Here is a 5,080-nt window from a genome sequence, read left to right as displayed (position 1 = left end):
GTCTTGAAGCGATAAGCTAGACCATTGAAAACTGAATAAAGAAGAATGACTCATGTGATGTCTAAGGACATCAAAAATCTGTCAATCAATAATGAAAGACAAGCCAGTCACCTAGGTGACTTAAATACTTTATTTGAGAGTTTGATCCTGGCTCAGGACGAACGCTGGCGGCGTGCCTAATACATGCAAGTTGAGCGCTGAAAGTTGGTACTTGTACCGACTGGATGAGCAGCGAACGGGTGAGTAACGCGTGGGGAATCTGCCTTTGAGCGGGGGACAACATTTGGAAACGAATGCTAATACCGCATAAAAACTTTAAACACAAGTTTTAAGTTTGAAAGATGCAATTGCATCACTCAAAGATGATCCCGCGTTGTATTAGCTAGTTGGTGAGGTAAAGGCTCACCAAGGCGATGATACATAGCCGACCTGAGAGGGTGATCGGCCACATTGGGACTGAGACACGGCCCAAACTCCTACGGGAGGCAGCAGTAGGGAATCTTCGGCAATGGACGAAAGTCTGACCGAGCAACGCCGCGTGAGTGAAGAAGGTTTTCGGATCGTAAAACTCTGTTGGTAGAGAAGAACGTTGGTGAGAGTGGAAAGCTCATCAAGTGACGGTAACTACCCAGAAAGGGACGGCTAACTACGTGCCAGCAGCCGCGGTAATACGTAGGTCCCGAGCGTTGTCCGGATTTATTGGGCGTAAAGCGAGCGCAGGTGGTTTATTAAGTCTGGTGTAAAAGGCAGTGGCTCAACCATTGTATGCATTGGAAACTGGTAGACTTGAGTGCAGGAGAGGAGAGTGGAATTCCATGTGTAGCGGTGAAATGCGTAGATATATGGAGGAACACCGGTGGCGAAAGCGGCTCTCTGGCCTGTAACTGACACTGAGGCTCGAAAGCGTGGGGAGCAAACAGGATTAGATACCCTGGTAGTCCACGCCGTAAACGATGAGTGCTAGATGTAGGGAGCTATAAGTTCTCTGTATCGCAGCTAACGCAATAAGCACTCCGCCTGGGGAGTACGACCGCAAGGTTGAAACTCAAAGGAATTGACGGGGGCCCGCACAAGCGGTGGAGCATGTGGTTTAATTCGAAGCAACGCGAAGAACCTTACCAGGTCTTGACATACTCGTGCTATTCCTAGAGATAGGAAGTTCCTTCGGGACACGGGATACAGGTGGTGCATGGTTGTCGTCAGCTCGTGTCGTGAGATGTTGGGTTAAGTCCCGCAACGAGCGCAACCCCTATTGTTAGTTGCCATCATTAAGTTGGGCACTCTAACGAGACTGCCGGTGATAAACCGGAGGAAGGTGGGGATGACGTCAAATCATCATGCCCCTTATGACCTGGGCTACACACGTGCTACAATGGATGGTACAACGAGTCGCGAGACAGTGATGTTTAGCTAATCTCTTAAAACCATTCTCAGTTCGGATTGTAGGCTGCAACTCGCCTACATGAAGTCGGAATCGCTAGTAATCGCGGATCAGCACGCCGCGGTGAATACGTTCCCGGGCCTTGTACACACCGCCCGTCACACCACGGGAGTTGGGAGTACCCGAAGTAGGTTGCCTAACCGCAAGGAGGGCGCTTCCTAAGGTAAGACCGATGACTGGGGTGAAGTCGTAACAAGGTAGCCGTATCGGAAGGTGCGGCTGGATCACCTCCTTTCTAAGGAATATATACAAAGACGTGAGCATTCAACTTTATTCAGTTTTGAGGGGTTTAGTCATAAACCTAAGCAAGAATCAAATTCTTGATTGTGGGGCCTTAGCTCAGCTGGGAGAGCGCCTGCTTTGCACGCAGGAGGTCAGCGGTTCGATCCCGCTAGGCTCCATTGTCAGACAAGACGTTAAAATCACTTGAACATTGAAAACTAAATAACAATATCTAATAACGATAAATAAACCAAAAGCTGTGAATTTTAAAGAATTTACAAACTTATACTTGAAAAACGATGATTATAAATCATCATGGCAAAGTTAATAAGGGCGCACGGTGGATGCCTTGGCACTAAGAGCCGATGAAGGACGTGACTAACGACGATATTCTAGGGGGAGCAGTAAGTACGCATTGATCCCTAGGTCTCCGAATGGGGAAACCCAGCTGCTACTAGCAGTTATTCATGAGTGAATACATAGCTCATGTAAAGGTAACGCAGAGAACTGAAACATCTAAGTACCTGCAGGAAGAGAAAGTAAAAACGATTTCGTAAGTAGCGGCGAGCGAACGCGAAGAAGGGCAAACCAAGAAGCTTGCTTCTTGGGGTTGTAGGACTGCAACGTGGACTTAAGCATTATAGTCGAATAACCTGGGAAGGTTAATCAAAGAGGGTAATAATCCCGTAGACGAAATAGCGCTTATACCTAGCAGTATCCTGAGTAGGGCTGGACACGCGAAATCCAGTTTGAATCCGGGAGGACCATCTCCCAACCCTAAATACTCCTTAGTGACCGATAGTGAACCAGTACCGTGAGGGAAAGGTGAAAAGAACCCCGAGAGGGGAGTGAAATAGCACCTGAAACCGTGTGCCTACAAGAAGTTCGAGCCCGTTAATGGGTGAGAGCGTGCCTTTTGTAGAATGAACCGGCGAGTTACGTTATGATGCGAGGTTAAGTTGAAGAGACGGAGCCGTAGGGAAACCGAGTCTGAATAGGGCGACTTAGTATCATGATGTAGACCCGAAACCTAGTGACCTATCCATGAGCAGGGTGAAGGTGTGGTAAGACGCACTGGAGGCCCGAACCAGGACACGTTGAAAAGTGTTTGGATGACTTGTGGATAGCGGAGAAATTCCAAACGAACTGGGAGATAGCTGGTTCTCTCCGAAATAGCTTTAGGGCTAGCGTCGAAATGTAAGTGTATTGGAGGTAGAGCACTGTTTGGGTGAGGGGTCCGTCTAGGATTACCAATCTCAGATAAACTCCGAATGCTAATACACATGTTCGGCAGTCAGACTGCGAGTGCTAAGATCCGTAGTCGAAAGGGAAACAGCCCAGACCAACAGCTAAGGTCCCAAAATATATGTTAAGTGGAAAAGGATGTGGGGTTGCACAGACAACTAGGATGTTAGCTCAGAAGCAGCTATCATTCAAAGAGTGCGTAATAGCTCACTAGTCGAGTGACCCTGCGCCGAAAATGTACCGGGGCTAAACATATTACCGAAGCTTTGGATTGATATTTTATCAATGGTAGGAGAGCGTTCTTAACCGCGATGAAGGTATACCGTGAGGAGTGCTGGAGCGTTAAGAAGTGAGAATGCCGGTATGAGTAGCGCAAGATAAGTGAGAATCTTATCCACCGTAAGACTAAGGTTTCCAGGGGAAGGCTCGTCCGCCCTGGGTTAGTCGGGACCTAAGGCGAGGCCGAAAGGCGTAGTCGATGGACAACTGGTTGATATTCCAGTACTAGATATGATCGTGATGGAGGGACGCAGTAGGCTAAGAGATGCCAGTTAATGGATTCTGGTCTAAGCAGTGAGGTGTGAGATGTGTCAAATGCATTTCTCTTTAACATTGAGCTGTGATGGGGAAGCAACTACGGTTGCGAACTCTCTGATGTCACACTGCCAAGAAAAGCTTCTAGCGTAAAGTCATATCTACCCGTACCGCAAACCGACACAGGTAGTCGAGGCGAGTAGCCTCAGGTGATCGAGAGAACTCTCGTTAAGGAACTCGGCAAAATAGCCCCGTAACTTCGGGAGAAGGGGTGCTGGTGTAAAAGCCAGCCGCAGTGAATAGGCCCAAGCAACTGTTTATCAAAAACACAGCTCTCTGCTAAACCGCAAGGTGATGTATAGGGGGTGACGCCTGCCCGGTGCTGGAAGGTTAAGAGGAGTGCTTAGACGTAAGTCGAAGGTATGAATTGAAGCCCCAGTAAACGGCGGCCGTAACTATAACGGTCCTAAGGTAGCGAAATTCCTTGTCGGGTAAGTTCCGACCCGCACGAAAGGCGTAATGATTTGGGCACTGTCTCAACGAGAGACTCGGTGAAATTTTAGTACCTGTGAAGATGCAGGTTACCCGCGACAGGACGGAAAGACCCCATGGAGCTTTACTGTAGTTTGATATTGAGTACCTGTAAGTCATGTACAGGATAGGTAGGAGCCATTGAAATAGGGACGCTAGTTTCTATTGAGGCGTTGTTGGGATACTACCCTTGACTTATGGTTACTCTAACCCGCTGGCATAATCGGCCAGGGAGACAGTGTCTGACGGACAGTTTGACTGGGGCGGTCGCCTCCTAAAGAGTAACGGAGGCGCTCAAAGGTTGGCTCAGATTGGTTGGAAATCAATCGTAGAGTGTAAAGGTAAAAGCCAGCTTGACTGCGAGAGCTACAACTCGAGCAGGTAGGAAACTAGGACTTAGTGATCCGGTGGTACCGCATGGAAGGGCCATCGCTCAACGGATAAAAGCTACCCTGGGGATAACAGGCTTATCTCCCCCAAGAGTTCACATCGACGGGGAGGTTTGGCACCTCGATGTCGGCTCGTCGCATCCTGGGGCTGTAGTCGGTCCCAAGGGTTGGGCTGTTCGCCCATTAAAGCGGCACGCGAGCTGGGTTCAGAACGTCGTGAGACAGTTCGGTCCCTATCCGTCGCGGGCGTAGGTAATTTGAGAGGATCTGTCCTTAGTACGAGAGGACCGGGATGGACTTACCGCTGGTGTACCAGTTGTTCCGCCAGGAGCACGGCTGGATAGCTATGTAGGGAAGGGATAAGCGCTGAAAGCATCTAAGTGCGAAGCCCACCTCAAGATGAGATTACCCATTCGTAAGAATTAAGAGCCCAGAGAGATGATCTGGTAGATAGGCTGGAAGTGGAAGAGTTGCGAGACTTGGAGCGGACCAGTACTAATCGCTCGAGGACTTTACCAAAAGAGTCAAATATAAAATGCTTATGGTTTAAAAGTTAGAAGAATTGTTATTTAGTTTTGAATGTTCAAGGTAACATTTAATGATTTGGTCATCATTGCGATGGAGATACACCTGTTCCCATGTCGAACACAGAAGTTAAGTCCATCTACGGCGGAAGTACTTGGGGGTTGCCCCCTGGGAGATAGGCGAGTGGCCAAGT

At 48.7% G+C, this 5,080-nt stretch carries 1 tRNA gene and 3 rRNA genes; all 4 read left to right on the top strand.

The window, feature by feature from the left end:
• The first annotated feature begins 129 nt into the window (after positions 1–129).
• The 4 genes from AB6B24_RS12320 (at position 130) to rrf (ending at position 5,080) form a co-directional block, all read left to right on the top strand.
• Positions 130–1,676 (top strand): 16S ribosomal RNA (locus AB6B24_RS12320).
• A gap of 93 nt (positions 1,677–1,769) precedes the next feature.
• Positions 1,770–1,842 (top strand) — tRNA-Ala (locus tag AB6B24_RS12315).
• 138 nt (positions 1,843–1,980) lie between these two features.
• Positions 1,981–4,881 (top strand): 23S ribosomal RNA (locus AB6B24_RS12310).
• A gap of 83 nt (positions 4,882–4,964) precedes the next feature.
• A 5S ribosomal RNA gene (gene rrf / locus AB6B24_RS12305) occupies positions 4,965–5,080 on the top strand.
• Together the 16S, 23S and 5S rRNA genes with 1 tRNA gene alongside form the textbook arrangement of a ribosomal RNA operon.

The sequence above is a fragment of the Lactococcus sp. AK05 genome, from assembly GCF_041026685.1.
GTDB lineage: Bacteria > Bacillota > Bacilli > Lactobacillales > Streptococcaceae > Lactococcus > Lactococcus lactis.
The sequence above is the reverse complement of the archived record's forward strand: the minus strand, read 5'-3'. Positions and strand labels throughout refer to the sequence as shown.